This is a genomic window from Pseudomonas sp. PDM15 (assembly GCF_014851565.1).
In the GTDB taxonomy this organism is placed as follows: Bacteria; Pseudomonadota; Gammaproteobacteria; order Pseudomonadales; family Pseudomonadaceae; genus Aquipseudomonas.
Genome location: NZ_JACVAA010000023.1, coordinates 1 through 528, shown reverse-complemented (window position 1 = coordinate 528; position 528 = coordinate 1). Strand labels below are relative to the sequence as shown.

At 65.5% G+C, this 528-nt stretch carries 2 protein-coding genes; both read left to right on the top strand.

The window, feature by feature from the left end; all coding sequences use genetic code 11:
• The coding region (gene nrdH, locus IB232_RS23370; RefSeq protein WP_192400901.1) for a glutaredoxin-like protein NrdH at positions 1–205 on the top strand (205 nt) is incomplete at its 5' end.
• 17 nt (positions 206–222) lie between these two features.
• Positions 223–528, top strand: a 306-nt coding sequence (gene nrdI / locus IB232_RS23365) for a class Ib ribonucleoside-diphosphate reductase assembly flavoprotein NrdI (protein ID WP_192400900.1), incomplete at its 3' end; no start/stop codon positions are given.

The following is a 528-nucleotide window of genomic DNA, read 5'->3' as shown; positions in this document are numbered from 1 at the left end:
CAGCAAGCCCGCCTGCGTCCAGTGCACCGCAACCTATCGCGCGCTCGACCGCCAGGGCGTCAATTACGAGGTGATCGACATTTCGGTCGACCAGGACGCGTTCGAGACGGTCAAGGGCCTTGGCTACATGCAGGTTCCCGTCGTCATCGCCGGTCCGGAGCACTGGGCAGGCTTCCGCCCCGACAAGATCAGCGCACTGTCCTGAAGCCGAGGTACGGCGCGATGGGGCTGATCGTCTATTTTTCCACCCGCTCGGAAAACACCCATCGCTTCGTCGGCAAGCTCGGCCTGCGCGCCAGACGCATTCCCGTCAGCGCGGCCGACGCGCCGCTCGACGTGCACGAACCCTATGTGCTCGTCGTCCCGACCTATTGCGGCGACGACGGCCGGGGCGCCGTGCCCAAACAGGTGATCCGCTTTCTCAACGATGCGGACAACCGCTCCCACATCCGCGGCGTGATTGCCGCGGGCAACAGCAATTTCGGCGCGACCTACGGGATCGCCGGCGACGTGATCTCGGCCAAGTGC